General features: G+C 44.3%; 9 protein-coding genes and 1 pseudogene. 1 reads left to right on the top strand and 9 read right to left on the bottom strand.

Annotation, left to right across the window (positions count from 1 at the left end; all coding sequences use genetic code 11):
* Positions 1 to 41 precede the first annotated feature (41 nt).
* The 9 genes from CLV42_RS26620 to CLV42_RS26580 all read right to left on the bottom strand — a co-directional run bounded on the left by CLV42_RS26620 (position 42) and on the right by CLV42_RS26580 (position 25624).
* The gene (locus CLV42_RS26620; protein WP_106604985.1) at positions 42 to 311 is read right to left on the bottom strand and encodes a hypothetical protein; all 270 of its coding nucleotides are present in this window, start codon (positions 309 to 311) and stop codon (positions 42 to 44) included.
* Entirely contained in the window at positions 305 to 7483 is a 7179-nt protein-coding gene (locus CLV42_RS26615) for a DUF6443 domain-containing protein (protein ID WP_146154487.1), read from the bottom strand. Before CLV42_RS26615 ends, CLV42_RS26620 begins: the two co-directional genes overlap by 7 nt.
* Positions 7484 to 7500: 17 nt before the next feature.
* Positions 7501 to 10761 carry a hypothetical protein gene (locus CLV42_RS26610; protein WP_106604983.1) on the bottom strand — a complete coding sequence of 1087 codons (3261 nt, stop codon included), beginning with the start codon at positions 10759 to 10761 and terminating at the stop codon, positions 7501 to 7503.
* A 26-nt stretch (positions 10762 to 10787) separates the two neighbouring features.
* A complete protein-coding gene (locus CLV42_RS26605; protein ID WP_106604982.1) occupies positions 10788 to 11921 on the bottom strand; it encodes a hypothetical protein in 1134 nt (377 codons plus the stop codon).
* Positions 11922 to 11949: 28 nt separating this feature from the next.
* On the bottom strand, positions 11950 to 13356 hold the full coding sequence (locus CLV42_RS26600) for a hypothetical protein (RefSeq protein ID WP_106604981.1): 1407 nt from the start codon (positions 13354 to 13356) through the stop codon (positions 11950 to 11952).
* Positions 13357 to 14107: 751 nt separating this feature from the next.
* Positions 14108 to 14773, bottom strand: a complete 666-nt coding sequence (locus CLV42_RS26595; RefSeq protein ID WP_106604980.1) for a DNA-3-methyladenine glycosylase I — start codon at positions 14771 to 14773, stop codon at positions 14108 to 14110.
* A 216-nt stretch (positions 14774 to 14989) separates the two neighbouring features.
* Complete coding sequence (locus tag CLV42_RS26590) at positions 14990 to 21706, bottom strand: FG-GAP-like repeat-containing protein (RefSeq protein ID WP_170117663.1); 6717 nt, start codon at positions 21704 to 21706, stop codon at positions 14990 to 14992.
* Between the two features lie 1693 nt (positions 21707 to 23399).
* A complete protein-coding gene (locus CLV42_RS26585; RefSeq protein WP_106604978.1) occupies positions 23400 to 24365 on the bottom strand; it encodes a DUF5677 domain-containing protein in 966 nt (321 codons plus the stop codon).
* A 74-nt stretch (positions 24366 to 24439) separates the two neighbouring features.
* The gene (locus tag CLV42_RS26580) at positions 24440 to 25624 is read right to left on the bottom strand and encodes a hypothetical protein (protein WP_106604977.1); all 1185 of its coding nucleotides are present in this window, start codon (positions 25622 to 25624) and stop codon (positions 24440 to 24442) included.
* A 402-nt stretch (positions 25625 to 26026) separates the two neighbouring features.
* Here CLV42_RS26580 and CLV42_RS34630 point away from each other — a divergent pair.
* Positions 26027 to 26113 (top strand): annotated as a pseudogene (locus tag CLV42_RS34630) (thioredoxin domain-containing protein); the annotation flags it as partial.
* Positions 26114 to 26402 lie beyond the last annotated feature (289 nt).

The raw sequence follows: 26402 nt of genomic DNA, 5'->3' as shown, positions 1-26402 counted from the left end.
AGGACATTGGTTAAAAGATTACTTCTTGATCCATCTTATTATTAAAGGCCCCAAATAGTTTGCTCTTCACCTCGAAAAACTGCAACCAATTTGAAGTTATACCTAATGTCAATATTTATCGCATTTGGCGTCGAATATCGAACGTCTATAATATCACTAACATCAATTGAAGCACTTCTATAATCAATAATTTTCAACTGCAAATCTTCCTGTGGATTCAAGTCAAAATCATAAACAGGAGGGTCTATCACAATCGTCAATGGTTGTTCCGTAGTATTCGTAAATTTAATAACTAAATCGTTACTTACCATAGTTTTAGTATTTTTTTAATTGTTTTAAATCTTGCCTCTTGAACTTGAAAATCTTTTCCTTTTTTCTCAAAATCCCTAATTGCGTTTTTCATTTGTCTTTCATACTGCTTTAATGCACCTTTAACAACGGTACCTCCTGCCTTTAGCTTTTGAACAAAGCTCTTATTAATGCCCTTGGCAAATTCCCGCGTCTGCTCCGCCGCTGCAGTAAAGTTTTTACCTTGAGTTTTGGCCATCCCTAATACTTCATTGAAGGAAGATAAGTTAAATTTTTTTGTTTTTTCCACCGCTTGTATGGCTCCTTTAGCAACCAATTTTTCTCCCGCGACCGTTAAACGTCCAACCATATTGCCAACCTTACCTACCGGAACTGCAGCTAAAAGCTGCATTGAAGCTTCAGAAGCATTCATCTTTTCCCCAGACATTAAATCTTTGCCAGTGACTACCGCCTGCGAGCCATTTACAACAGCATAAACCGGATTTATGTACTTGTTCACTCCCGCAGCGAGCTCAGTAACTGTCCCCCAAGTATATTCTGCGGCAAATTGGATTGAAGATTTGAAATCTTTAGGTGCAGTCAACTTGTATTCGTTTCCAGTAATGAGCCCAAATTGCTTAATCGGATCACCAGGCCCCTCTGCAGGCTCATCACCCAGGAAATCATTATACCTAATCGGATTATCATAATTGGAAGCGTACGGACTCCAGTTTTCCATTTCATCGGTCTTCGGGTCCATTTGCAACCACCTTCCGACTTGGGGATCCAATGTCCGGAATTGCGCCTCATACTCATTAATATCTAGGTCGCTATTGAATTCAATACCGTTATACTTTTTCCGATTTGTATAATAGTCATCACCTTTCAGCGCATGACTACTAATACCAGCCATTGTTAAGCCATACGGATAGTAGTGCGTTTCCTCCAATAGCGGCCCACTATTGTGGATCACTGAAAGGTTATCGAAATAAACGTCCTGGCCATTTTCGTTATTGACATAGATATAAATGAACCCTGTTCGTTTGATAACGATCTGTCCTGTGGCCAAGGTTTGCAGGATATCCGGGGAATTCTGCACCTGACGTACCGCCGAATTTTCACTAACCAGGTTGAACTGGTCGTCAAAGGCAGCGTAGGTCAGGTATGCTTTGGGTCTGTCTGGTAGGTTTTGAGACGGATCATTGTTTTTGACATCGTTGTACAAACTGGATGTCATTGCAGTGATAGGACTGTTAGCACCTGATCCCTGATGTACCCCATCTAGCACCCCACTACTATTAAAAGACGACAACAAGGCATTTAGCATGTCGGTCGCCGTGGCATTGTAACTGGTTGACCCACCACTTTTATAGAATGCTTTTACACCGGCCTGTATGGTATCTCCGGCCATGACGCGTAGTACTATCGATGGACCTATTTTTTGACCATTTTGAGCATTTAGTTTGGCTACAGAACTGTTTGGGATAGTCGTAGCATCTGCAGGATAACCACTTGGTTTAGCTGAACGTGTGTTATCAATATTACTGAACAGCAGGTTTTCTGTTTCCGTATACTGACTTTCCATTGTAGCCATGTACCTGCTGGTGTCCGTGCTGGTGCCCAATACCATACGGGTGTTGCCGACCGGATCACGTACAAAGTAGTCAAAAGTATATTTCACTTCACCGCTGCTTCCGTGTTCAAGCCGCACGCGGCCTTCGTCATGCGTAAACTGTTGAAGGGTATCATTTTGGTAAGTAAACACATCCATGTAATCTGTCACCGTTTGTTTGGCTGGCGTTACGGAAACATCATTTACCGTTTTACGGAGGCGCTTACCATCAGCAGTATACACAAAGTTGATAGTTCCTTTTCCAGGGATGGAAATATATTCCGGCAGGTTGAACTCATTATAGCGGATACTGTCAATACCCTTGTTTTTATCACGGGTAAGGTTATTATTGGCGTCGTACCAATAATCACGCGAAGTATCGTTAGTAGTCTCATTAAAATCACCGCGCTTACTTCCGGTTTCATTTTTATAGTCCTTAACGTAATTGAGCTTATTGGAGCTGGCAAAATAACCATATTCAAGGCTGTCAATGGTTTTGACTATGGGCCCATCGAGTCCTTTCTGAACCGTGGAGACAATATTGCCGTTCTCGTCATACCGGAAATTGGAACTGAAATCAGCAAGGTTGTTTTGCCATGCAATGCTTCCCTGATTCTGCTGATTAAATGAAGAACCGGCAAGTCTTCCACTATTATCATAACTAAAGGCCATGGCGCGAGCAACTCCATCTCCCCTGCTCTTCCATTTGGTGCCACTCATTAATCCACTGAAGAATTTTACGTTAAAACCCTTATCGTAACTATTCACCAGTCCAAACCAGTTAGCAGTACTACCAGGCGTATTGACAAACGCCTCATTGATCGTGGTAATATCACCATTAAGCGTATAACCATAGTCAAAAGTCTCCAACTGTGTGCTGGTACCGGTTACACCTACTTTTTTCTGGCTGATCTGGTTTAATTCATTATAAGTAGTGTATGCTACCGTTTTCTGTGTAGCAGCATCATTGTTGAACCTCACCTTTATGGAATCGGTTTTACCTGCCAGGTTCAGGTGATAAAGATATAAGACAGGCTGTGTCTCACTGGCCTGCGCATTTGTGTGCGATACGTATTTACTTAGCAACGTGCCCTTGAAATTATATAGAGAGCTGCTTACTGTGGTAGCACCACTTAAATTCTGCTCTACAGTCTGACTTAGTTTTCGACGTGGCGTATAGTACAACGTACTGGTGAGCCATTGGTCAGTACCCAACACGCGGTTTTTTATTCCGGTGGCCAAGCTTGTGTTGATAGGATTAAACGAACTATAAGCGTCTGCATTATAATTGCTTAGCGCCAACGGCTTACTGAGATCACTGGTAAGGCCTTGCTGGGCGCCAGGGAAATTATAATCGTCATAATACAGATAGACATTCGGCTTTATGGCGGCGGTATTGATGGCGGTCATAAAGTTGTCGGGCGCGAATGCAAGCGTTTCACCCGTGGCGGCAGCGTTGATCTCCAATGTGGTGACGTCAGTGTCGGAATCAAAACCAGGAAGCAGCGTAATGCTATTTGTGGCCTGATATAAAGGCGAACCATCATGCTGGTCCAATACCAGGTTAATGTTAGGATATGTTTTTGAAATAGTTTGGGAAGGTGTTGAATAGTTGTTGATGCTATCCTGGAGGACAGCCCGGGTACCCGGCGATACATAAAAGCCGTTCATAATCGGGCGGTTTAATGCATCAAAGGTGTAAATAGACCATTGCCCTTTGTTTTTCTCCAGATTCGTACGACTGAACACCTTCCTTTCCCGGCCGTCATAAACATTCTCAACCGTCACGTAACCCGGTTTGCGGCTTATGATGGGGTTGCCATTGCTATCGTAATAGTGACTAAAACAAAGTTCATTATAGACAGTGGCATTCAATACCCAATTGCTCTTAATAGCTTCTACGGCTTTTGGCGTTATAATGCACCGCAGTTTATCCATTTCATCATATACATAGTAGGTACAGAGCCAGTCTGTATGGTCCTCGCTTACCTGTTCATCATTCTGTTGCTTGCTTAATACGACCCGGCCGTCCCTATTGGTATATTTGATGACCTTGTTATTGTCTTCATCGGTCGTTTCAGTTACCTGGAGGCTACCAGATGCATACGTGGAAGTACTGGTGGGGATATCTGTTTCATTGTAACCTATATCCCATATACGTACAGCTTCGCTCGATCTGTTTGCCCGTATGAAGGTGCGCTTACCCCGGGCGTTTCCTTCGAAGGATTTGCCCGCCTGGCGGCTTTCCAGCACATCACCATCCGGAGAATTGTCATAGATAGACCTCTTATAAAAGAAGTTCTCCCTACCACCGAACATAGCATTATAAAATGCAGGTTGTGCAGTAGCCGGGTCTGTTTTGAAGTTACCATCGCTCGTGTTGGCGCCATACCCCTTGTATTCAAGCGACTCACGTCCATAGGGATCATAAAAGTGTAGGGTGATCAAATCCTTGCTGCCCGTGGTTACCTGTTTGGTTACTGTTTGAAGCGATCTTCCAAGTCCATCAAAATACTCCGTTTCCTGTTCAACATCCACGGGACTTGTTAAAGCAGTAGCTGCTGCTTCGGTAGTTACACCCGGTTTATTGATGATGCGTGTACGCATGTAGTTCATGTTGGTCGCACTAGCGCCGCTGCCATATGCCGGCATTGTAGCTACCGGTTGTGTCGTAGTCATCATCGTTACCGTATCAGGGATGCCGGCCACGCCGCTATTCACCCTTACGATCACCGTATTGGAATAGGTCACCTCCGAGCCGCAGGTTACTTCTCTGCGGTACCAGCTGGTGGCCATGATGTTGGAGATGGTTGCAGATGCAAAATCTGTCCAGTCCATCTCATTAGCAGATTTCTGCCAGATATAGGTATAGCTGCCACCGCAGCTACCGTTAGTAGCCGGCGCGGCACTGGCCAGGGTGATAGTACCACCGGGTGCCACCGATGAGGCGGAAGCGGTGATAAGGCCACCAGTCAACTGCACTTGCACCAGCGCTGCTGTGGAATATACGGTTACGCCGTTGCTGGTCACTTTCAGCCGGTAATAAGTATTCGCGCTTAACTCACCCGGATCAATACTTAGCGCATTACTGTTTGCAATATCTGTCCACGTAGTGCCATTGATTGATTTTTGCCATACATAAGTATAGCTGCCACTGCCACCCGCAGGCGCTCCACAACTCACCGGAGTAGCCGCAGCACTGGGCAATATAGTTTGGGTCAATGGCATAACCGCGCCTACTGTTAATGGTGGATAGACGTTTATGAGCGCACTTTGGCTCGTAGACGTAACGCCACCGCTGGTCACAAGGCAGCGGTAATAGGTATCTTCAGTTAGGTTGCCTGGCGTGTAGGTGTTGGAAGAGGTCCCTACGTTCTGCCAAAAACTATTATCCCCGGAAAATTGCCATTGGTAAGTATAAGTTCCATTCCCACCGGTCGGTGAAACACTCAGGTTCCCTGGGGCGGTATTATAGTTAATGGACGGATTATTGGGCGTGATGACGCCTGCTTTGAGCTGGGCCAGCACATTTACTACAACGCTGGCCGAGGTAGCAGACACTCCATTGCTGGTAACAATAACACGGAACCAGGTGGTTGCGATCAACCCACTGTCGTAATCCAGATCCTTATCAGCAGAACCGGGATAATCGGTCCATGTTGAATTGTTCGTCGACGTTTGCCAGACATAGCTATAGGAGCCATTGCCACCGGTCGGATTAGCTGTAAGCGTTGGTACTACAGTGTTGTAGCTGATCGTTGAACTCGCGGGAGTGACACTGCCGGCCTGCAGGGCTGGATACACATTAATGGTAGCCGTATTGCTGCTGTTGGTAGAGCCATTACTGGTTACCTTTCTACGGAAGTATTTCTTAGCGGTCAGATTGCCTGGCGTATAATGTTGGCCGGTAGCCGTTCCAATATCACTCCAGGTGGCATTATCGTCCGATGATTGCCATAGGTAGTCATAAACAGGTCCACCTCCTGAAGGCACGGTACCCGTCAACTGTCCGGGACTTGTATTGTAGTTGATTGTCTTTGTAGCGGGCGAAATCGTACCACCAGATGTAAGAGGCGGCGTTACCGTAATTGTCAATACATTGCTATATGCGGTAGCGCCGTTACTTTGTGCCGCTCTGCGGTAATAGGTCGTTGCGGTAAGGGCAGGTGGACCGTAACTAATAACTGTAGCACCAAAAACGCCGGTAAATGTAATATTATCGGTAGAAGACTGCCATTGATAACCAACTGTTCCATTACCTCCGGAAGCAACACTGCCGGTGAGCTGAGCAGGCACTTGATTATAATCTATGGTTTGGCTGGCGGTAATGGTACCAGGCGATATAGCCGGATATACCTGGATATAAATAGCATTTGTGGCTTTGTTCTCTGTTCCACAAGTAACGATCAGCCGGATATACCGTGATACCGTCATGGTGCCCGGATTATAATTGAGGGTGGTTGCACCGTTTATATTGGTGTAATTAACGCCGTCTGCCGATGCCTGCCAGCGATACGTGTAAGCGCTACTGCATCCGCCCCCGGAAACTGTAGGACCATTGATGGTGCCTGGCGCCGTGCTATAGTTAATGGGTGCAGACACCGGGTTGGTAATGTTGCCGACCACAAACTGCGGATATACAGTAATGGTAACTACGTTACTGTACTGAGTTTCCGATCCTATGGATGCTTTTCTGCGGAAGTACGTTGTCGCCATGAGGTTACCGGGTGCATAGCTGGTAGCTGAAGCGCCCGGAATATCCGTATAGGTTGTTCCATTGGTACTTTTTTGCCAGATATACACGTAGGATCCGCCCGTACCTCCCGTTGCAGGGGTTGTTGAAGTAATTGTACCGGGGTTGCCGTTATAGACAATGGGTCCCGTCACAGGGTTACTGATTGATCCGGCACTAAGAGGAGCAGTAACTGAAATGGTGATCTCGTTTGAGTACATGGAATTTCCATTGGCGGAGACCTGCCTCCTGAAATCCGTCGTAGTTGTCAGCACCGGAACACTATAGGTTGCACTGGTCGCGGTGGTAATATCTGTCCAACTACCGCCGGACACCCTTTGTTGCCAGAGATAAGTGAAGCCACTACACTCCGGAGCAGTTTCTATAGAAGTCAGCGGCGTAGGCGTAGTGCCGGACACCACCTGTTGACTGCCGCTAATATTGATCTGATTTGTTTTTAAGACCACTGGCGTCAGTGTCGTAAAAGAGCCGCCATTGACAGTAAGCGATATCTGCGTGGATGGCGCGTCCGCTGTAAAAGTGACTGTTATACTGGGTACTGGTGTTCCGCTCTTACATGTTGAGGTAGTACCCTGGATACTACCGCCATTTACGCACCACTGCGAATTATCACCCAGGTTTGTCCCGGTGGAGTAATAACCAATCGGGAAACCAGGCAGCACGCAGCCAGGGCCTTCTATTGTAACAACGCGCTGGCCAATCATTCCCCGTAAGGGAAATGGAAAACTAACGGTTGAAGGATATGTTTTGGGAACCGCCGCCCAACTCGTTTGCGACAGGGCCACTACTGCGACCAGCAGTAAAAGTAGCCTCCATTTAATCTGTTTCATATGGTTTGGCGTTAACGTTATTTCTTGTATTGATACTCGATCGTCTTTATAATGTTGTTGAACTCGCGGGCCAGTTTGAACCGGTTAAAGCTGTCATATTCGTACAGCTTAAGGTTGCCTGCATCATCGGCCGTGGCGGTCACACCTACCAGCGGGTTGACAGACCGCGTGCCCATACGGGATCCAAAGGGGCAAAGGCGGAGCTCATCGATCATACCCGTACCAGTGAGCGTAAGGCTGGTGATGCCGGTTATCTTGTGTTCATAGTAGGTCCAGCCCTGGTAGGTCAGGCCCTTTTGGGGATAACCCGATTGTGTACCGGAGAGCGAATAAGGTGTGCCGTTCTTTGTCCAGTACGAAATACGGTAGGACTGCGAAGAGCTGAATGCGGGAAAGGTTATGCTGCCGCTGGCTTGCCCCAGGTTATAGACCATTTGACCAGTGGGCGCCGTGGCATCAGCCGTAACTGTGCCTGTATAAGCAAAATTGCCTTTGGTGGCAGTTTCAAATGACGTGTAGGCTACCTCGGACACATTTGCATTGACGGCGACAGCCACGATCTCTTCATTATTATAATCCCAGAGCTGGGCGGTAGGTCCAGCGGTCTTTTCCGTGAACTGGGATAATGCGCCACCCGTATTGTAATTATTAAACACTGTACGATTCTGGTAGCGGGAGTCAAACTGCAGGGTGCCACTGGAGACCGCGGATGATATAAAATTGGTAACAGGCCGGTCTATTGCCAAATCCTTTTCGGTATCCTTCACAATATCCCTGTTACTGTTCACCAGTTTATAGGTGGTCAGATCCGCGCCGGTGAATTTCCTGGTGGTTGTACCCTTGTCAACTTTATAATTTACCGATTCAATAACAGACGTCTGCATGTTACGGGCCACCATACTATCCAGCACGGGACTGCCCGTAGTATTTCCGGAAAGATAATCAGCCGCATATTTTTTAGTCTGGAACAAGGTATCCCCTTCACTGTTGATCTGGTAAACCCTGCTGACCTGCATGTGCTTGAGGTTATTATAATCGTTCACCACTACGGTTTTATAATACCTGTTTGGGTCGCCGTCATCATAGGTCATATTGACCTTACTCGTCAGCAGGTTATCACCGGAAATTATGTTGTAGTAATTATAACGGAATGAGCTGGCGTCATTGGGTTGCAAGCTACTGGAAGGTAACACTACACCGTCATCTATGGTGCCTTCATTCACGACAGTTTTGATGGCCACCATTCCCACATTCGGGAAAGTGCTATCAACAAAGGCCTGGTAATATGATTGTTCAGCTTCCTTTAATACAAACTGACTACCCACCCGCTTGTAGATCGTTTTGCTGAGAGGCTGTCCGCGCCTAAAGAAGTAACTGTTCTTCACCGGTTTGGTCCAGGAGGCAGAGATCAGTGGATCAGTGATATCATTAAATGTCACCACCGTTTTGCCCGAAGCGCCCAAACTGTCGATGTATTCGGCTACTTGGGGATATATGACGGCGGCACCGTCCCAGGGCACAATATCAATAGCCGGACTGGCAGCGATGGTGCGGGAAGTTTTATTGGCAATTATGTTAATTCCATATGAAGATGGATACCAATAGCGGTGTGTGCGGGTGGCAATATAATAGGAGTTGTTCAGCGTAAAGTTTTTAGTACCCGCTCCGTTCTCGTTTAGTCCGTATTTATAAAAACGGGTTAAACGTGCATTGCCGATCGGGTCGTAGGCCTTGATAGACTTAATACGTAGCCCACCTGCCAGCTGTACATCACCGTTGTCCAGGTACCGGTTGGCTTCATATTCATAATCATTATATCCCCCTGTCGGCAGATACAACCGCTTCAAGATAGATGCTTGCGCTTTTACCGAATCCACGTCGCGGCCATCTGCAATATCGCTTCCTACCGTGATTTGCGTTCCCGTTCCTACCACGCCAGTAGTGTAGACAACCTGCATTTGGGGGATCAGGGTATTATTGTTTTTGCCATTGTAATACCCCCAGAGATCTTTTGCTTTGGAGCTGCGCACGGGAAGCATCTGGTTGTCATACTGCATACGGTAAGAAAAAACCCGCGCATTGTTTTTATCAAGCACCTGCACAGAATCCAACCGCAGCCGGCGGCTCAGCGAGTCAGATCCGTTCATGAAATAACTTTGGTACAGCATGAACGTTTGCAGCAACTCATAGGTGGTGGTGCCCGGCTTCAGGTTATAGATTTGTATACTTTGAAGGGCTTTTGATGCATTAAAGCCAAACGTAAAATCCTGTCTACCTAATGGCGCCTGGTTAAATAAGATCTTGCCGTTTTTAAACAAGATCTGGGTTGGCAGATACTCACCAGTGATCGAAGAATGAGCACTAGACGACAAAGAAGCCATTGAGTTAGGAGAATATGGTGGCGCCGGTTGTTGTTCCAGGCTGCCTGGCGGCAAGGTAACACCATAATTCTGTACATTGTCTTCTATCACCCATGTATCAGCAGCATCTTCCTGCGGAATAGAACTTTGCATGACATAGCTAAATGCTATTGTATCACGCATATCTGCTGAGACCATTTTCTCCAGCATCCAGGCAGTGGTGTAGTCGAAGCTGACACCACCATTACTGCCGCTACTGACTTCGCGATAGTTATCTCCGAAAGTACATTTTACACCTTCGGGATTGGTTATATCAAACCATAACTTGCTGGTGGAAGCATTAAAATATTTGTTTACTCTTACCGGCGCAAAAGGGATCAGTGATGGTGCAAAATTGTTGTTCCGGTTAAAGAAAAACCGCCCCGAGTAACCAGGGATATCATAGGAGAAGATATCCGGCTCAGCGTCATAATCCCCCTTAGCAATATCATTGATGTATAGTAGGTCAGCATCTACATTGGTATTCAGATCTGTACGCAGGGTATTTCGAAGAAAGCCTGTGCCAGATTCATCGGCTTTGTTGCCCACGATAGCGCGGGTAACCTTACCGCCGCTACTCAGACTCCAGCCCATACCTACCCATCCGGGCACTTCATTGACTTTATTACCACCAGCATGGTAAGATAATGTAAGGGGTAAATTGAGGCGGCCTGATTCGATGGTATATATTGGAATCTGGATTTCCGGGACGCCTGTATGATAAGCCACTTCAAAGGTGGTGAACTTATGAAACTGTGTGGTATTGGGACCCGCCGTCACAGTTTTCGGCAGTAGATCAGTGTTATTACTGCTTTGCGCCATCAGCTGCCCGGCACTTGCCGATATTACTACGGCCAAGTAGAAAGCTAAAAATTTCATTAGGAAAAGGTTTGTCGGATTAACAATTATTGAACCTGCGCTTTAAGCGCATCTATTTCAGCTTTTAACTGAATAATGTATAGCGTAAGTTCCTCCACGGTTTTTACCAGCGCCCTCTGGTTTTCAGCGAGGTCTATACCTGAGGCTTCCACCTGGTTGGCAGCCGGCAAATGCGGTAGGTGCTGTTCCTTATCAATGTATTCCTTCAAAGTGGTAAGGGACGGTAGCTCATACCCTTTACTAAATACATAATCTGGCCAGTTGCCATAGAGTTTAACAACCGCTTTATTAAAAACGGCATTGCCATTTACAGCCAGCTTATACCCTTTGGTATCTGCGGTACCAATACCGACATTACCACCCATATAGCCATTACCCGTGATGCGCAGGTCGGCTAACTGATCGGTCGTTTGCTGGTTTTGAATGGTATTATCTTTAAGATCGCTCAGGTCATATACTGCAGATGAGGCAACCTGCCATACTAACGGGGTTGATACAGTCGGGGTATCGCCGGTAAGAAAAACGTAACCACCGGTACTGAATGTACCTGTATAACCACATACGATCATAATGGCGTAATCCTCCCATTTACCCGTACCAGTGTTGCCGGTAAGCCACTGGCGGACAAAGCCGGTACCAAGTAGATTGCTGGCAAAATTGAGCGTATAGCCAACGGGTATTTTGGCACGGAACAATTGCACCAGGGTTTTGTTAGCGCCACTCATGGCAGGCTGATAGTAACCACCCAGACCTGGTGCAGCAGCACCCGTATGTGTAATTTCCAGACAATACCCTGAAGTGTTGGGCGCTCCTGTTACTGCGACGCGGTTAAGGGTGACATTTCCATTGCCCGCGTTATTGTAGAGAACACAACTATTAGTACCGTTGTTAAACTGTTCATCGGAATGCAACCGCTTACCAGATCGCAAAGCCGGCAGAATGAGATTGAATATCCCTCTTTCCGGGGTTGAGGGCACCTGTGGCAGGACGAGTTGCTTACCAAGGGATATAGAATTGGCATTAAAAGTACCATTTACATCAAGGTTGTAAGCCGGTGTTGTAGTGTTTACGCCGGCGTTTCCAGAGGTAGGGAAAGTGTTTTGTGCAAAGGCGAGACCAGCACTTAGGGTAAGTGCGGCTAACAATAGATTCTTTTTCATGATTGATCGATTGAGGTAATTATGCTGACTATTTACAATATCCGAAACGAATCACCAGCGGGCTTTGACGCGGCGACTGATGGGTGGCCAGGAAATCATACAGTAGCTGTACATTTCCCTTTATTTTTGAGCTGACTTTATATTTTTTACTGATGCCAAGCAAGGCACTGGGTTGCCATCTGTTCCAGGCCTTTAAATCATTAAAGTCCCGAATGGCAGTGATATATTTACCTTCAAAGCCGCCATTGATATAGAATGAAGCTTTCAATTTCCAATCCATAAAACTACGTACGCCCAGGGCGTGATGGCTAAATTTGATGTGATCCCAGCCCGTCCCCATACCAAATCCATAAGCTGTTCCCAGGCCCGCACTGCTTTTGTTGTTAAGCTTGTAGGCTAGTTGTACGGCTACCTCTGTATTGGAAGGGAAATACTCGGAACTCTTTTTGAACTGAATATTGCCGCCCAATTCCAACCGTCGAAGGAATGTCTTTCCCTTCATGGGATTCGGTTTAAAATCCGGCATGTCAGCAGCACTATTGAGATCAGGAAGTTTAGATTTATAAGCAGCAAATTCCTGCTGCGCCTCATCCATTAACTGCGACACCGCTTTTTTCGCCTCCGGACTGGTACCGATGTGCTGCTGGATGGTCTGCTCTACTGCAGTACGCGTCTGCAAACCTTCTAATTGTCTGGAGCCATCGCCGGCGGGGAAGTTAAAAAGGCCTGCCAGCATCGAATTTCGTTGCATGAAAGCACTATATGGTTTATATTGCGAAAGCAGCTCCAGCGCCTTTTTCTCTGCCTTCTTTCTATCACTAAGCATAGACTTATATTCACCTAGCTGCTGGCTATAGTAATAGGCTGTTTTATTTAGTTTGGTAAAATCTTTTGTGAGGTTGCCATAGGCACTTAGTTGCGCTTTGATGACCTCCTTTTGTGATTTGAGGTATTGCTCGATCTGGGCGGCATTATTAATCGACTGTTGCAAGGCGCCAACTTTGTTTATAGCAACTTGCAGGTCACCTTTACCTTTTTGTAGAAATGCCCTGTTTTCATCTAAAAATTTCAAGGTATTCCGACTACTATCCAGATACGGTACGAATTGCTCAATTGCACCAGGTAATCGCAGCGTTTTTAGCTGCATTGCCTTCTTCATTACAAGCAGGCTATCCATAGATTTTTTAAATATCTGGCTGGCATGCTCGGGATTGATTCTTTGTACCTTCTTATAAAGTTTTGATTCCTGTTTCATCAACGCAGAAATCGCCTTGCTTGTACTGGCATCGATCTGGTGGGTTGCTCGTTCTGTTTTCCTACCGACTTGGTTCAAATATTTGCTGGGTATGTTAAGCAAACTGTCCTGGGCCAAGGCATGGTACATAAGGGATATCGTTAGGGCAATGCTAAACCCTATGAAGTAAAAAAGCTTCATTTGCTACAGTTAGGTGGTTAAAAAACGCATGCTTATTGAGATGTGAAAAGATGGGGTTGGCGCGCGGGGTAACTATTACATAGAAGGGATGGATTTATTGAGGACTAAAAAAACAATTTTACTATATAAAGATAAACGTATCCACGAAAAAAAAAGTTAATTTCATGTTAACGTAAATAAATTATTGAGAGAGATAACAAATACGAATACAGGAAATTACTAACGGGATTCCTCTCTGCTTTTGAGACTATAAAGAGACTATAAAATTTCTTGTGTTTAACAGCTTATTCGGTCATGATTCACAATGAACCTTGAAACCGGAGAAGGTGCTGCTGCCGCGCCATTCCCCCTTCCCCATCCCGGCAGGGTTTCAAACAATGGAAAATACATTTACACAAAAAGTTGATACTCTCAATTTTCGAAGATGAAATGGATTTGGCCACTTATTTTCACTCTGATAATCCCAATGCCCAAACAGTCCCCCCCTTTAATAGGATCTTCATTCTTCTACGAGCCAATGATAAATTCATCGAATTGTCGATAGTTCACTAAATGCGATCTTGATCTTAACTACATGCTCAAACAAATATATGTTCCTTTGCACTTTTGCTTCATATTAAGTATTAGAGGACCCAACATTGCTTAAATAATATTTACAATATGTTGTAAGGCCACAGTCTTTACAATGAGGTTCATTTTCAAGACATATCCCATTTCTCATTCCGAATTCCAAGTTTTCACCTTGTTGTCCCTACTTTGCAAATATGATATCGATATATCTTATTGGCAATCCAGTAGCCTCCGCAAATTTCCTTCCTTGAATAACTGTCTTAAATAACTGCGTTTCACTTTCAATAAGTCCCAGGCGTTTGAATATCCTTATCAATACTCGATCTGGCTTTAATACTTTATAACCAAGGTCCATTAAAAAGTGATAAACTGTCGTTCCTCCTAAATATTCAAAACGATATTCTAATTCCTCTTTTAGCAACAAGAGGTTTTCAAACGAGGAGTTCGCTTCAAAACTGTCGAGATACGCTTGAAATGAATGATGCTCATCGACTATACATTTAAAAGTCTTAGCATTGGCTATACAACTATCAATTCTCTTTTTGTTTTTAATCATGTCAAAATCCGTAAGAATCTTTACGGATTCATTCTCTGTATATTGAGACGTAGTTTCATAACTGGAGAAATAACTCAAAATTTTATCCTTTTTACGATCAACGATTGCAGAGCTAAATCCTGAATAAAAAACTGTCATTGTCACTATTTCAAACAGCTGTTCGTCTGTTCTCTTTATATTTTCTATTCTTTTAAAATGACCATATTTATTGTCAAACTCAGTTTGCGATAAAAATGATTTTTCTCTTAGCGTATCTTCAACTTTCTCAAATATCTTTTTGTAATCGTTCATAAATTGGGATGATTAATTTATTAAAAAATGACCCAAAAATGAGATGCTAAAGTAATGAATTTGTGGTTAGACGAATTTAAACTCCCCTTACAAGATAAAGGTTCAACGTATTGATAAAAAACTCACGATGTCCTCCTTTTGTTTATTCAGCGTACTTTCCCGAAATAAAAAATCCGATCCATCAAGATGGACCGGCCGGTTTATAGAACCGATTGTCTATATCTTTATAAACCGCATACTAGCAGACTTACCCTTCTTTCGTTTCAGCACCGCCAAATAATAACCCTTCGGCAATGTCTGCACATCAATCACCACATGCGTCAGCCCCACAACGTTATATGCGGTACTACGGACAGCCCCCGTCAGACTGGTAATTTCCAACGTTTCCCAGCTGTCCGACAATTGCAATCCGCTGACATGAAGTGTACTCCCAACCGGATTCGGCGTTATCCTGCTACCTATTGATGTGCTACCATCCACGTCATCGTCAGCCACTCTAATCACCCATTCATCCGATACCCAGCTACACGAACCAACCAACAATGCAACTCTATAAGTACCACTGGTCACTGGCTTGTAAGATGTAGTCCCCTCATATACTGCTATCCATACATCACTGCTGTCCTTCATCTGCCAACTGAATTCGGACGACGCATTATAATTGGTTACAAATAGGGTAGAGTCTCTGTATTCCACCAATGGATCAAACTCAACCACATACGGGACCAATCCAACGGTAGTATCCGGACTATTACTAACACATCTCGCACTACTGATACACACCACCGACACGGTATCAGAAAACCGTAATGCTGATGTGGTAAACTCTTTTCCCGTAGCACCGGTGTTCGTACGATTGACCAACCATTGATAAGAAGGCATATCCCCTGCATTCTTAGAGCTCGCCGTAAAGGTAACCGGCGAACCTTTACAAATCCAGCCTCCCTCATACGTAATAGAGGTCGAAGTAATAACAGAAGCTTCTACAGACAAACTGAAATATTCTTTTGACTGTTCCCCTACCCGACACCTGTACTGGTATCCGTTAGCCGATTCGCTTATATGCAATAGCCGCAAAGTTGCCGTCTTTGTGCCCATCAGATCGTCGTTGTCTGATATATCAGTAAACCCTTGTCCACGGTTCTCCTGCCACTGATACACTGTTCCGCTCAGCGAAGTAGTAAGTACCGTATCCGCATCACTACACACAGCTATACGGATAGTATCCACTATAGATTCTGTCTTACGTATCCAGGTGGTCACCGTATCGGAAACAATGTTGAAATGGAATTCACAATAACCGTTGTATGTGGTACCGCTCAGCTGGGTATAGTATTGACGGCGGGATACTGTATTGTTATCAGTAATGAGAAAAGAGGCGCCGCTTGAATAGTAAAGAGTACGGTACACTTCAAAGGCATCTCCATCAACACTACGCATCAACTGTAATAAGCAACCATCCGGCACATCATTGCCCTGTACGTTGATGATGGTGGATTCATTCACATAACCGCTATCTGCCGTTACCAATTTTACTACCGGGATGATAGGTCTGGTCACATTGATTTTCATCGGCGCACTGGTATCAGCATTTTTTGTAAAGCAAGTGGCACCCGTTGTAACAACTGCCTGTACAACATCTCCATCACGTATTTCATTGGATGAAAATTGATTGGTAATTACCTCATTGGGAACGCCATTGACCAACCATCCAAATTTGGTGGTGAAATCGTTATTGGTCGACATCGAGGTAAAAGTAATCGATTGACCTTGGCAAATATCCATATATGAAGCAAAAGCAGTGACACCGGGGGTGACCGTGGTTGTTACCTTAAATCCATATACCGGTCCGCTGTTATCATCTGCCAGGCAACGGAAACTACAGTTATTCCATTTTGCAGGTACACTGTGCAGATGCAGCATAGCCGTCTGACTACCACTGTAAGTTGTATCATCTGCTACATTGCTGAATCCTGTACCAGTATTGATCTGCCATCGGTAGCTAGTACCAACTGCTCCGGCGTATAAGGTCGTATCCAATCCGGCGCAAAGTGAGATTTGCTTACTGTCTGTTACCTGATTTTGGAAGATAGAGGTTATGCCATCATACTGGAAGGCAAGCAACTCTGGCTTGCCGTCTCCGTCCATGTCACCGGTAGTACCAGTGAACACTGCACCCGGGGAGGCATATGACATTGGCGCCAGGAACGATAAGGAATCAATGGTACTGGTATTCTTCAGGACTGCTACCCCTGCAGTATTATTGGCGATAAGGTCTGGCTTACCATCTCCATCCAAATCATTGATACTAACGTAGGAGGTAGATACGCCCGCGGGGAAATACAATGGTACTTTAAATCGCATCTGACCATTACTGCTCTGGTTAAGCATTACACCCACGCTGCCTGTCTGGATATCGGACGTCGCAATATCAGCTAAACCGTCACCATTCAGGTCTCCACTTACTGTATTATTGTTGGCGGAACCATTTGGCACCGAAATGTTCTCCATGAATGTAAAACGGATTTCACCTTGAGAACTGATATTCTTATATACTTTCCAATGATTATCCCCGCCAGGAACTAACACATCTTTTTTCCCGTCTCCATCATAGTCTGATACTGTCAGCGCTCCTGGATAGAAGTCCAGGGGGTAGGCCATTCCATCGTCAAAAGCCACACCAGCGGACGTTGTATTGTTTCTTAATACGTTGAACGATCTGCCGTTGTAACTAGATAATACAACATCCGGTTTACCATCCAGGTCTATGTCATCGATGATGATACCTGCTGCCGTTACTCCATATGGTAAATTAATCTGTTTCACTGGATCAAAGCTGATAGTATCACCGCTACTATTATTACGCAGATACGAAATATAAGACATGCTCCAGTTAGCTATGATGACATCGATCAGGCCATCGCCGTCAATGTCGCCGGTAGTTAACCTGTTGGCGGAATTGCCAGCGGTAAATGTCTGCAATGCGCCGAAGCTAATAGCGCCAGTAGTACTGATATTGGGTAACACGCAGAGCAGGTTGAAGCGGGTATACAGGATTTCCAGTTTGCCGTCGTTGTTCAAATCTGCTACGATTCCCAGGCTGGAACCCGATTTGTCAATCCTCGCACTGAAAGATGCATTATTGAAGGCCTCATTCTTTGCATTACCGCTTATTGTAAACTGCTCGTTGGAATAGGCTGTTAGCCCCCGTACAGTCACCGACACTGGTTCATATGTGATACCAGCAGGCACCTGCACCTTCAGTTTGTTTGCATCTGCACTAAGCACTGTTGCGCGAACTTTGCCGATATACACGGTATTGCTGTCAGGTATAGCGCTGAAATAGTGTCCGCTGATGGTAAGCATTGTACCAACTGGGCCACTAACAGGACTTACTGTCATGATAACCGGAGGAATGCCGAAAGAGAAACCTTTCCTGATGTCAGTCCCATAGCTGTTAGTTACAGCCACATCGCCGGCAGTGCCATTGCCCACAGTCGCCAGGAGCATGCTGTCTGATATAATAGTATAAGATACCGCCGGAACACCACCGAAAGTAACGGCGCTGACTTGCCTGAAATTAGCGCCCTTGATAGTCACCACGGTTCCGGCATCTCCAATACGCGGAGAAAATTCATAGATAGACGGGGATGGTGTCACCTTGTTACGAAAGAACGAAACATACCCCTGTCCTTGCGATAAGGTCATTACATCCGGCTTACCGTCATGATTGAAATCTGCTGCGGCAAGCTCCATTCCCCAATTAGAATCCTGGTATGCTGTCCTGTCGATAAAGCGGATATCTCCCGGCGTACTAATATTTTTAAAGATACTCATGGTAGCCCGCTCACCTTCGTAGCTGTTGATATGCAGCAGGTCCACCTTCCCGTCTCCATCTATATCCGTAAAGACAGGGCTGGCGGGAGAAATACCGGCCTGCAAGTCGACGGCCGCTGCCAGGGATATATGTCCTGGGCTGCTGGTGTTGCGGAAAACAGAGATATAATGCCCATCTGGATTGTCTGATGCCACATCCGGATAGCCGTCTCCGTCAACATCCCCAGTGGCCAGCCCATGTGGATAATCCATCGCATACTCTTGCGCTGGCTCAAAAGCTACCGTGCCCTTGACACTGATATTCCTTGCAATAGTGAGCTTGTTGGCACCAGTGCTGAACGCCAATACATCCGGCAATCCGTCACGATCCATATCTGTGATAGATACAATATTACCAGTAATGCCTACTTCCGCCGGGCCAACAAAAGAAAGATGACCAATATAGGAGCTATTGCGGTACACATAACCTCCTGCTATCAGGTCCGTTTTCCCATCTTTGTCCATATCCAGAAAGCGCACATTGTAGCCATTGAGCAGGATACTGTCTTTGAAGATAACGGTACCTGGAACAGACCTGTTCTGATAAATGTAAATATGACTGCTGTCAGCGTCGTAGATGCCGAGCTCTGGTAGTCCGTCGCCATCGATGTCGCCTAACTGAACGCCGACCGGCGTTACTCCACCATCGATGGAAACAGGTTCAGACAGGGTAATGCTGTCGTCAGTAGTCGTGTTGAGTACAATGCGGGCCATGGAGTAATCTGCCACGGCTGCATCCAGCTTCCCATCACCATCAATATCACCTATAGATACATCAGAAAGTGCAGATACAGGAAAATAGCCTGCTAGGTGGAAGTCTGACTTCGGCTTAAATGACTGCGCTGTAATACTACCTCCATCTGCAAACGTAATATGAAAAGGTTCGTTGCTGTAGGCCGTTAGGTGATCTATAGATACGCTTACCAGATCATAGGTCGCACCATAGGGCACGGTGACTGTCAGTGCTGTAGTAGTGGCACTTGTTACAGCCGCTCTTACCCCCCCAAACATAACAATATTGGCATCTGTCTGCCCTCTGAAATGTTGACCGTTAATAGTCACCGTACTACCCACAGGCCCTTTGGTTGGCATCACCGTCGTAATAACAGGAGGCAGTTTAAATGCATATCCTGTTAAGCGGGAGCTACCGGCGGGTGTAGTCACCACCACATCTCCGCTACCTCCATCTCCCGCAATTGCGGTAATATGACTGCTGCTGTCTACCGTAAAGGTAGCGGATACGCCGCCTACTGTGACCGACGTAGTACCTGTAAAACCGCCACCGCTGATACTGAGCACTTCCGCTGTTGTACCTGACTTCGGCAGGAAATCACCAATAGTAGGGTAAAGCGTAAAGCCACTCAACGTCGCGGTACCTGCCTCAGTTGTAATGACAATATTTCCTGGTTCCCCGGAGCCGGCAATAGCCTTCACCAGCGTATCAGACACCACCACAAAGGAGGTGGCTGGCTGGCCACCGAATGTGACCTGTTTGGTAGTAGACAGATACCTCCCTTTTAAAACCACAGTATCCTCCATCTTTACTGCTGTCGGCACAAAGCTCGTAAATACAGGCAAAGGGATCAACGTAAACCCCGGCAACGAGGCCTTGCCATTAGGCGCGGTAACCACCACCTCCCCTGAAGCGCCGCTTCCCACTACTGCCCAGATTGTACTGTCATTAACCACCCTGAAGGACGATGCTGGTATCCCTCCAAAGGTCACACTATAAGTGCCGATAAACTGGTATCCGCTAAGGATGACCGTTTTACCGGGCGTTGCCGCCATAGGCGAGAAAGCCTGCAATATCACCGGGCGGCTGAATGCCTGGTAGCGGACCAATGTATCGGTGAAAGTGTCTTTATGCACCACTAGCTTAATAGCATCCAGCAGGTTGTACTTGTTATGTATGTAGGAAACGCAGGCAGCGTGGCTCAGCAGGGTGTCATTCCTAAACCATTCGTAGGTGTACCCCGCTTTACCGTAACTGGTCAACTTCACGTTACTATCCTGATAGAGGTTGATCGTATCTATCGAAAAATAAGCGCAGGGGTGAGTGTTTCCGCCTGCATTGGTGCTTATCTCAAGGAAGCCTTGTCCGCCGCCAACCCAGAACTGTTGTTCATTCCAAGCCTGAATGGCATTATGTGTGTAGTTCAAATAGCTATAGGAGTTATCCCTGGGTACCGGTTCCCATACCTTACCGGAATCGCTGGTCTTATATACTTCATACAGCCCATACAACGCATATCCAACACTATCATTCACGAATTGTATTTTGGTAGTGGGAATGCCCGTCTGCGCGGGACTCATCTTTCTCCAGCTATTACCCCAGTTTGTCGTGTAATAGACAACTCCTTGTACATCATCTTCGTTCACCACAATCCAGCCCCTGCCGGTAGACAGAAAAGAAGCTGCTTTTAGTGTGCCGCAACAGGGAAGTGCCACCAGGTTTAGCCTAGAACCGTTAAAGTATTGCAGTATTCGTCCATTACTGGTACTTCCGGTACCATATACAATAAAACGGCCATTGCCCGCGTCGATCATTGATTCATATATGCCCTCGGCATTATCATAATCCGAAGTGTAACGCCAGGAACCACCCCTATCCTGCGTCCGTATAATTCGATTCGCATCAATGGCATAGCCTTCGGCATTATCTGCTGGGAAAACCATCCCTTTGATACCATCTGAAAATACACCATTATACTGCTGATGGAAAACCAGTCTGAATGTATTGGCGCCGTCTACAGAATACAGAATAGCAGGCACCCTCCCATAGTGCCCATAAGCAAACAAAGTGTCCCGGCTGAACGCCTTGACACCATTGATATTAAAGCCAAAGGTAAGGTTCACCGAATAGCCATTAAAGTTGACGTTCGTATTGGTAATATACTTTTTGATGAATGTCCTGCCACTGTCCGTCGTATAACCCACATTTCTGGCAAAAGCCACATAACCAGAAGAGGAGGAGAAGAAACTTATATTGCGGATGTCATTGTCCGCTACCATATCGTCTACATATATCCGCCGGAGTTGTGAAAAGGATCTAGGCAAAAAACATAAAATGCTGAAAATCAGCAACAGCAAGGTAATTGTCCCTTTGGAAAGGATGCGTTGGCACATGATTAAAGTATAGGGTGTTTTACAGATGGTTGATTGTCCCGCTATAGCAACATCAAATGTAATATAATTGCTATTTAAAAAAAATAGCCGTTTAACCGTGACTAAAAACTATATTTGCCTTGACAGGTCGTTAGGCGAAAGAAAGCGGACGAATCCGGCTAATTACTAAGCCATATTGTAACTTGACAGCAATTTGACTAAAGATATTTATAACCTATTGCATACCAGATCCAGGTTAATTCCTGTTCTGGGCACTAAAAATAGCAAACCCGCTCTACGAGCGGGTTTGCTATTTTTAGTCATTGTTAGTTTACTTGTAAGCACTTCATATTCAATCTAAAATTGGTTCGATTATAATGGATCAAGTTGAAAACTTGGGGGATTAGAATACCAAGCATAGATTTTAGGGATCAAGTTGAATTCTTGGGGGATTCTAATTAGGCATATAGTTTAACCAGCCTACAAAGAAATAAATTCACATCCCTTACTCTCCTATAGCGTTCCCAAAGGATTTTACTTTCGCACTAAATAATTCAGCCGCTGCATTGACAGCCCTGTTTTGCTCTCCCCTGCCTCAGTTGGGTGAAATTTCCAGGGGGGTATTAAAGCAAATGTCGCAAATCACTCTACCTATGAAAGCTCTACTCCAATAAGAGATTTTGATGAGTAGGAAAAAAAGCTACATATTACTGATCATCTTTTTCGTTTATCTTAAATGGGGTAATATAGTCCCAATGGACTACTTTCGATGATTGGGATTTTTACCGATTTTACATATAGCGTGATCGTTGAATTTCTCAAACCAGGAGTCTTGGTTAATTACGGAACTAGTTTATCTTGCAAACTATTACCAGCTATCGCATCACCCTTTGAATGTTCACCAACGTTTTAATTTCACGCACATCTGCATCTGTTACGATTGCAGTATACCAGACATTCTTCGCGCTTTAAGTAGGGTTTGAAGCATAAGGCTATGGTACGCATTATCACTTGTTCTTCCACCTTCATCATAGCTTTCCTTTTGGCAAGGGTATAATGAAGGCAGAACAAGATTATACACTATGCATACAGGCGTATGTCCATTTGCCAGATTGTAAAAAAAGCAGTAACATCGCCCTTATAATCACCGTGGAATATGATTTCATTTAAAAATACTCCGGCGATCAAATTAAATAACATGCAAGAATCCTGCTGAAGAATACCTGAACGCAATATATAACCACCTCAAAAAATAGAACTGACAGCTGATTTGTGTCAACAATTTCCACGAAAGCCCGGTGTCTACCTTTTCAAAGATCAAACGAAAATTACCTACGTTGGCGAGACGGGCAATATCGGCGCAAGGATGGATGACTTACGTTGTATAGTGAATCACACGCTGAGAAGAAACATAGGGAACAGCATTTTTCTCATGTGGAAGGATGGGCTAAAGCCACTTCAAAGAAAAGGTTTGCTAACACCATTGAGGAAATGCTGAATGAACATTTCCGCATGAATCTGACAGTCTCTACACTTCCCGTTCCGCGCGGGGGGCGCAGGAAAATTGGTTATTGTAAAGCATCTTCCCGAGTATAACCGGAAAGAGAAAAAAGATTCAGAGTAAGGTGTCAAAATCCTCGGTACACTAACAGCCCTCTGAACTAGGGTCTACTGAAGGCTGCCCTGAATTTATATTCTTCCTTAGCCCTACAACTGACCAACAATGTATAAAGCTTTTTCCGATTGTATCGATTTCGACATCAAAAACAGGTATCAGTTCTGGGAACAAATTAAGCAGATCGGTAATGGCAACAGCTAAAACCAGTAAGGTGGCTTCAAGATTATGAAATATTGTGTGCGTTAGAGCCTCAGTATCCTGAAAATAACTGATTAGTTGCATGCTGCCAATATACTCCGAATGTGCATGGTTGGAGTACATCTTCCATGAGCTCGAGAAGTGCTCACCTTTTAGATGGGATTGATCTATGAGTTGGCCCCATGAATATGGCGAAGCCTTGGGTGAGCTACCCAGCAAGCCCTTTTTTTCTTTTTCCGAAAACTGTTGAAAGTACCCATTTTTTTCCAGGAGCTTTCTCAGGGTAATAATCTCCTGAAATTCCTTTTCTTTCTTAAGAATATTGGGAGCCAATGACACCTGATACTTTTGCCTATTACATAAACCGCTCAGTTTATAAAGTAAGTTATGGCACTGAGCCTCTTCATCATCCTTAGGAAGCATATAGAGATAGAAAAACATCAGGTAATTTTCCAGCAAAGCTCTTGATAGTATATAACTGGATGAAATATCAATAAAGGATGCGGAATCATCCCTCGACAAGGGAGTTGCTTTAGATAATTCGTTAATGGAAGAAGCATGTAGAGACATTTTAACCAATAGCACCTCTAGCTGCTCCATCCACGGCTTAATGCGGATCTTCCTTGAATGCATTGCATTTATTAAATGCCGCAGGTTAAAAATGGTGTTCGCGACTACTTCCCGCAGAGAATTCAAATCCTTTGTCCTACTCATTTCCTCAATTTTTCTAGCAGTCACCCTAAAAACGTCTTCGTCTGAACCATTACCAGGCCGGTAGTTATATGTTTTATTCATTGTAAGTTCTTTATCACAAAGCAAACACAGACCTGCGCAACCTTTTTGCGCAGGTTCAAAAAAGAGTTCAAAATTTAGTTTTGTTCAAACATCCGCCCTGCTATTCTCCCTTCTTCGTTAAGATTAGGCGGAGCATAGATATAAACATCGTTAACCAGCTTGCCTTCCTTTATACTTCTTCTTGTAATACAAATTATTGTATTCGCGAATCTTTCTTTATTTATAATTCTATCTATTTCAGTGATAACAACACTTTTTTCTGTCTGAAAAAGCCCCATTCTGAATTCTGGATAAGCCTCTGTATCTATGAATATTATTTTGGGACCATTAAAAGGCCTATGCTGCATTTTAACTTTTTTGAGAATGCCTTCAAGCTTCTTAAAAATTTCGCTTTGATATTGCGAAAAATTTACAACTGATTTCCCGTACAGATAGCGTAGGCCATCCAGTCTGGAAACCGGTTTCAAATAAAATAATATGTCATAATTATTCTGAAGGTGGGCTTCAATGAAATCAATTTCATCATATAATTTAACAGTAACCTTTCCACCAAACAAATCCTCGCTAAACTCGGGTGTAGAAGCGCTTAATGAATTATTTAGGTTAACCAGCGTGGGTAAATACGCATTAAAGGCCTTTTTAAAGCCTTTAACAATTGGTTTGGGAACAGTTAAGAAGCAAATCATCCCCTGAGGATTATTAAACATGGTTCGCTTAGCACTAAATGTTTTAAGCACATAAACCAACGCATCTAAAGAATCAAGCTTAGGATAGTATGCCTTTTTGCATTCAAATAAAAACTCCCGTCCATTGATTTGGCATACTCCCTCCAGTTCCTGGTTGTTTCTAACTACCTTTTTCTTATTAAGGATTCCGGCGTTATCTAATTTCTGGTAGATAAATAACTCAAACAGAAATGTTCTTAATATTTTGGGGTCTTTCACGGCCCCTTCCATCGAATTAGGTAACTCCTTCTTTATAGACTCATAATAATTAAGCAGATTGCATATTTCATTTAACGCATAGTAACAGCCAAGGTTTTCTTTGTTGGCAAGCAAACTATGGATCCAATTAATATCTTCTATAGGAGTATCAGGAGGAGACGGATGAAAGTATTCCAGTTTAAAAAACTGCAGCAAAGAGCTATAGATGTATTGAACAATATTTCTGTCAATAATCGGCTTAATTAACAGAGGAGAAGACAAGCTGAAAGCCTCCTTATGCCATAAATTTAGAAGATTATTTTCTACGTTTTTCATTCTTCGCATTTAAATAAGGGGTAAGAAAGATACTGATATATTTTCAGCTTTCGCAAGTCTTATAATCTATACACTGGCAGTCATTGTCTCTGAGATCCTGGGCGACAAAATCCATTTGTCACCCCGACCATTCTTACGGATTTTTTCCAATAGCACGATTGCAACCAAGTCGGTGTTATATAAAAGTCATGTGAATACTTTGGTTGATAATCCATATCGCCTGCAGCATTCTTATGTACTACATTCTAACAAATAACAGTATATATGAAGTTATATTTTCTCGTCTTTCCGTGCCTACCTCTTGCCACCGTTTATGCAAGCACTGACACATCGGGTATAAAATTCGAAAAAATTTGTCGTAGGACCAGATAAAGCGAAAGCGAAACAAGAAAACAAGTTTATTTTCTCAATTTATATGCTACCTGGTGCGGGCCATGTAAGCAAATGGGCAGAGAAGTATATACTATGATACATCAAGCTTATTTATGAATACACACTTCATCTCAGCAAAAGTGCAGATGGACTGTACAGGAAAGATAAACAATGAGATAAGAAAATGGTATAAAGATGCTAAAAGTATAGAACAAAACTCATTTCTAAATATAACAATAAAAACCAGATGAGCGCCAGGTCATTAAGAACAGTTCCCATAGAATACTAAGACAGCCTACCCTAAAAAAATCGGTAGTGTAAAATTCTTTGTGTAAGTATATATTCAACTGTATCGAGTTAATACCACCAGCAGGTGGAGTGAAGTGAGGCGGAGCGTAGCGGAGCC

Origin of the sequence: Chitinophaga ginsengisoli (genome assembly GCF_003014595.1) — a bacterium.
Lineage (GTDB): Bacteria > Bacteroidota > Bacteroidia > Chitinophagales > Chitinophagaceae > Chitinophaga > Chitinophaga ginsengisoli.
This window is presented reverse-complemented; position numbering and strand designations above follow the sequence as displayed.

What these genes read in the sequence shown, in the direction of transcription:
- CLV42_RS26605 (WP_106604982.1), bottom strand. Translation starts at nt 11,921, where the DNA reads ATGAAAAAGAATCTATTGTTAGCCGCACTTACCCTAAGTGCTGGTCTC.
- CLV42_RS26615 (WP_146154487.1), bottom strand. Translation starts at nt 7,483, where the DNA reads ATGAAACAGATTAAATGGAGGCTACTTTTACTGCTGGTCGCAGTAGTG.
- CLV42_RS26580 (WP_106604977.1), bottom strand. Translation starts at nt 25,624, where the DNA reads ATGAAAAACGTAGAAAATAATCTTCTAAATTTATGGCATAAGGAGGCT.
- CLV42_RS26620 (WP_106604985.1), bottom strand. Translation starts at nt 311, where the DNA reads ATGGTAAGTAACGATTTAGTTATTAAATTTACGAATACTACGGAACAA.
- CLV42_RS26595 (WP_106604980.1), bottom strand. Translation starts at nt 14,773, where the DNA reads ATGAACGATTACAAAAAGATATTTGAGAAAGTTGAAGATACGCTAAGA.
- CLV42_RS26600 (WP_106604981.1), bottom strand. Translation starts at nt 13,356, where the DNA reads ATGAAGCTTTTTTACTTCATAGGGTTTAGCATTGCCCTAACGATATCC.
- CLV42_RS26585 (WP_106604978.1), bottom strand. Translation starts at nt 24,365, where the DNA reads ATGAATAAAACATATAACTACCGGCCTGGTAATGGTTCAGACGAAGAC.
- CLV42_RS26610 (WP_106604983.1), bottom strand. Translation starts at nt 10,761, where the DNA reads ATGAAATTTTTAGCTTTCTACTTGGCCGTAGTAATATCGGCAAGTGCC.